At 74.9% G+C, this 4221-nt stretch carries 6 protein-coding genes; 4 read left to right on the forward strand and 2 right to left on the reverse strand.

What is annotated here, in order from left to right:
- Positions 1-228: 228 nt before the first annotated feature.
- Complete coding sequence (locus PYV61_RS21620; RefSeq protein WP_275835558.1) at positions 229-1011, reverse strand: pyridoxine 5'-phosphate synthase; 783 nt, start codon at positions 1009-1011, stop codon at positions 229-231.
- A 53-nt stretch (positions 1012-1064) separates the two neighbouring features.
- Here PYV61_RS21620 and PYV61_RS21625 point away from each other — a divergent pair, with 53 nt between their 5' ends.
- Positions 1065-1550 (forward strand): hypothetical protein, encoded by a 486-nt coding sequence (locus PYV61_RS21625; RefSeq protein ID WP_275835559.1) that lies wholly within the window; start codon positions 1065-1067, stop codon positions 1548-1550.
- A 55-nt stretch (positions 1551-1605) separates the two neighbouring features.
- On the opposite strand, the gene mce is transcribed toward PYV61_RS21625, so the two are convergent.
- Positions 1606-2016: a methylmalonyl-CoA epimerase gene (mce, locus tag PYV61_RS21630; protein ID WP_275835561.1), complete on the reverse strand. Its 411-nt coding sequence runs from the start codon at positions 2014-2016 to the stop codon at positions 1606-1608.
- Between the two features lie 89 nt (positions 2017-2105).
- On the opposite strand from mce, the gene trxA reads away from it, so the two are divergent.
- The 3 genes from trxA (at position 2106) to PYV61_RS21645 (ending at position 4080) form a co-directional block, all read left to right on the forward strand.
- Positions 2106-2429 (forward strand): thioredoxin, encoded by a 324-nt coding sequence (gene trxA, locus PYV61_RS21635; RefSeq protein ID WP_275835563.1) that lies wholly within the window; start codon positions 2106-2108, stop codon positions 2427-2429.
- A 77-nt stretch (positions 2430-2506) separates the two neighbouring features.
- Positions 2507-3370 carry a 16S rRNA (cytidine(1402)-2'-O)-methyltransferase gene (gene rsmI / locus PYV61_RS21640; protein WP_275835565.1) on the forward strand — a complete coding sequence of 288 codons (864 nt, stop codon included), beginning with the start codon at positions 2507-2509 and terminating at the stop codon, positions 3368-3370.
- Entirely contained in the window at positions 3367-4080 is a 714-nt protein-coding gene (locus PYV61_RS21645) for a DUF4159 domain-containing protein (protein WP_275835567.1), read from the forward strand. The genes rsmI and PYV61_RS21645 overlap by 4 nt, the downstream gene beginning before the upstream one ends.
- Positions 4081-4221 lie beyond the last annotated feature (141 nt).

Consider the following 4221-nt stretch of genomic DNA (forward strand, 5'->3'; position numbering starts at 1 on the left):
CGACTTATCGTGGCCGCGCCGCGCAGCTCGCGCGCGCTCCGCACGAACGGCTCGGCGTCGGGCGGGCCCTCCAGCGCCGCGCCGGCGGCGACCGCCAGCCAGGCGTCCATGCGCTCGAGGTACTCGCCCGCCTCGAGGGCGAAGAAGTCGACGATGCCGCGGGGGTCCGTCATGCGGGGCGGGCGGGGAGGCGGGGCGGGGGGGAGGGGACGGCGATCGCGGAGGAGGTCAGCGCCGGGCCGCGTCCATCGCCGCCCGGATCTCGCGCACCGCCGCCTCCAGGCCGACGAACAGCGCCCGGCTGACGATCGAGTGCCCGATGTTCAGCTCCTCCTGCTCGGGGATCGCGGCCACCGGCCCCACGTTGGCCACCGTCAGCCCGTGCCCCGCGTGCGCCGCCAGCCCGAGCCGCGCCGCGAGGGCGGAGGCCCGGTCGAGCGCCGCCAGCGGGGCGGGGTCGGACGGGTGGTGCGCGTAGGTCCCGGTGTGCAGCTCGACCGCGTCGGCCCCCAGCTCGGCGGACCGGCGGACCGCCTGCGCGTCCGGATCGATGAACAGACTCACACGGATGCCCGCGCGTTTCATCTCCGCCACCGCGCGCTCGAGCCCGTCGGGGTCGGCGGCCAGGTTCAGCCCTCCCTCGGTCGTGATCTCGGCGCGGCGCTCGGGGACCAGCGTCACCTGGTGCGGCGCCAGTCGGAGGGCGATCCCCAGCATCTCGGCGGTGCAGGCCATCTCGAGGTTCAGCACCGTGCCGATCCGGCGCGCGATCCCCTCGACGTCGGCGTCCTGCACGTGGCGGCGGTCCTCGCGCAGGTGCGCCGTGATCCCGTCGGCGCCGGCGGCCTCGCAGCGCAGCGCGGCCTCGACCGGGTCCGGCTCCGCCCCGCGGCGGGCCTGCCGCACCGTGGCCACGTGGTCGATGTTGACGTACAGGCGCTGGCGCGCGGCGCGCGGGCGCGGAACGGCGTCCGCGGGTGTGCCGTCGGCGGGCAGGTGAGCGTCTGGCATGCGGAGCGGGGCCGGCTGGCTAGCTTGGCGAGACCACGAACTCGGAGATGCGCGTGCGAAAGATAGTCGGACCGGCCCTGGTCGTGGCCGCCACGCTGGTGCTCCCCGCCTGCCGGGCCTCCGCCCCCGCCGCCGTCGTGACGTCGGCGGGCGAGCCGGTCGCCGACCCGCGCGCCGGCGCCGGCTCCGCGTCGGCCGCCGTCGAGGGGTTCCTGCGCGCCGCCCGCGCCAACGACCCGACCGCGATGGCCCGCCTGTTCGGCACGACCGCCGGCCCGATCACCGAGCGCGAGGCCGCCGACGCGGTCGAGAAGCGCATGCGCGCGCTCGCCTGCTACCTCACGCACGACGCGTCGCGCATCGTCGACAACCTGGTGGGGGTCGGCCAGGGGCGCGCCCTCACGATCGAGCTGACCCAGCGCGAGCTGACGCGCCGCTCGCGGTTCACCGTCGTGTCCGGCCCCGGCGGCCGCTGGTTCGTCGAGCAGTTCGAGATCGACAAGCTGTCGGACTTCTGCCGCCCCGCGACGCCGGGCTGAGCCGCGACGGGCCCCGGACCGCCGGCCCCGGCGGTCCGCGCCCTTGTCGGTCCGACTAGTATTCGGACAGCTCGACCAGCACCCCCGCGGTGGCACTCGGGTGCAGGAAGGCGATGCGCTTGCCCTCCGCCCCCAGCCGCGGGACCTCGTCGATGAGCCGGATCCCGTGCGCCCGGCAGCGGGCCAACGCACCCTCGAGGTCGTCCACGGCGAAGCAGACGTGGTGGATCCCGGGGCCCCGCTTGGCGACGAACTTGCCGATCGGCGACTCGGGCTCCGCGGGTTCCAGCAGCTCGACCAGCGACTCCCCGGCCTGCAGGCCGGCGATGCGGGCGCCGTCCGCGTCGTCCAGCGGCACCTCGGGCATCCCGAGGACGTCGCGGTAGAACGGGAGGATCTCGTCGAGCGCCCGCACGGCGATGCCGATGTGGGCGATGGAGGGGCCGCGGCGAGGCTGGTCGGACATGGACGGTGGGCGTGGGCTTCGGAAGGGGTTCGCGCCGCGCAACTTACACCTGGCGCGCGCGGGGTCGCACCCCGCGCGTGGAGGATCCGATGTCGAACGCGATGGCGGTCACGGACGCCGACTTCGAGAGCGAGGTCGAGAAGCACGAGGGGCTGGCCGTGGTGGACTTCTGGGCGACCTGGTGCGGCCCCTGCCGCATGGTCGGGCCGATCGTCGACCAGCTCGCCGGCGAGTACGCCGGCAAGGCGAAGGTGCTGAAGCTGGACGTCGACTCGAACCAGCGCACGGCGACCCGCTTCAACATCCGGTCGATCCCCCAGATCCTGTTCTTCAAGGACGGGAAGCTGGTCGACACCGTGATCGGCGCTGTCCCCAAGACGGTGCTCGAGGGGAAGTTCAAGCAGCACGCCTGATCCCGGCGGGATCGGCACGGCGGGGCGGGGCCTTCGGGTCCCGCCCCGTCGGCGTTCCGGGCGATAGCTTGCCCCGCATGGCCGGCACGCTCTACCTCGTCAGCACCCCGATCGGCAACCTCGGCGACCTCACCGTGCGGGCCGCCGAGGTGCTGCGCGACGTCGACGCCGTGCTGTGCGAGGACACCCGCCACTCGCGCCGCCTGCTCGACCACGTCGGCTCCAAGGTCCCGGCGTTCGCCTACCACGAGCACAACGAGGCCCGCGCCACCCCCGGGCTCGTCGCCCGCCTGGCCGCCGGCGAGCGCCTGGCGCTCGTCTCCGACGCCGGCACCCCGCTCCTCTCCGACCCGGGGGCGCGCCTCGTCCGCGCCGCCGCCGACGCCGGCGTCCCGATCGTCCCCGTCCCCGGCGCCTCGGCGCTGCTGGCGGCGCTCGTCGTGTCCGGCCTCGACGCCACCCGCTTCACCTTTTACGGCTTTTTGGCCCGGAAGGGGAGGGAACGGAAGGAGGCGCTGCACGAGCTTTCGGCCCTCGGGCACACCGCCGTCCTCTACGAGGCGCCGGCGCGCGTCGCCGACACGCTCGCCGAGCTGGCCGCGGCGTGCGGGGAGGGGCGGCCGGCGGTCGTCGCCCGCGAGCTGACCAAGCAGTTCGAGGAGGTCCGGCGCGGAACGCTGGGGGAGCTGGCCGCGTACTACGCGGGCGCGGCGGTACGGGGGGAGGTGGTGGTCCTGCTGGGCGGACGGCCAGCGTCGGCGGACGCCGCCGACCCGGAGGCGGTCCGGGCCCGGGCCCGCACCCTGCACGCCGGGGGGGCGAGCAGCCGGGACGTCGCACGCGCGCTGGCGGACGAGTTCGGCCTCTCCCGGAACGACGCCTACCGGCTGGCGTCCGAGGGGCGGGGCGACATCACGGCATCGGAGAGCGAGACGGCATGATCGGACGGACCTGGGGACGCCGCGCGCGCGCGATCGCGCTGGCCGCCGCCGCGCTGCTCGCCGGCGCGGCGGCCGGCGAGGCACGCGAGGATGCCGCGCGGGTGCCGCGCCTCACCATCGCCCGCCTGCAGTACGATGGCGGCGGCGACTGGTACGCGAACCCGTCGAGCCTCCCCAACCTCCTCGCCGCGATCCGCGAGCGCACCACGCTGCGCACCGAGAAGGCCGAGGCGCGCGTGAAGCTGACCGACGAGGAGCTGTACGACTACCCGTACCTGCACCTCACCGGGCACGGCAACGTCGCCCTGTCCGACGTCGAGGTCGCGCGGCTGCGCGAGTACATCCTGCGCGGCGGCTTCCTGCACGCAGACGACAACTACGGGCTCGACGAGAGCTTCCGGAAGACGATGGCGCGCGTGTTCCCCGACCGCCCGATGGTCGAGGTGCCGCTGTCGCACTCCATCTACCACCTCGTGTACGAGTTCCCGCGCGGCGTGCCGAAGGTGCACGAGCACGACGGCAAGCCGCCCAAGGGGTACGGCATCTTCGTCGGGGACCGGCTCGCGGTGTACTACACCGTCGAGAGCGACCTCGGGAACGGGTGGGAGGACCCGGGCACCTACCCGAACGACCCGCCCGAGGTGCACGAGCAGGCGCTCCGCATGGGCGTGAACCTGTTCGTCTACGCGGTCACCAGCCGCCTTCCCTGACCGCGTGACCGAGCGATGACCGTCCTCTCCCTGATCGAGCGCGAGCGCGCGCGCCTCGTCGCGGCGGTCGTCGGCGCCAGCGTCGCCGGCGGGCTCGCCGGCGCGCTGCTGCTCGCCGCCGTCGGCGGGTGGCTGCTCGGC

The sequence above is a fragment of the Roseisolibacter sp. H3M3-2 genome, assembly GCF_029211165.1.
In the GTDB taxonomy this organism is placed as follows: domain Bacteria; phylum Gemmatimonadota; class Gemmatimonadetes; order Gemmatimonadales; family Gemmatimonadaceae; genus Roseisolibacter.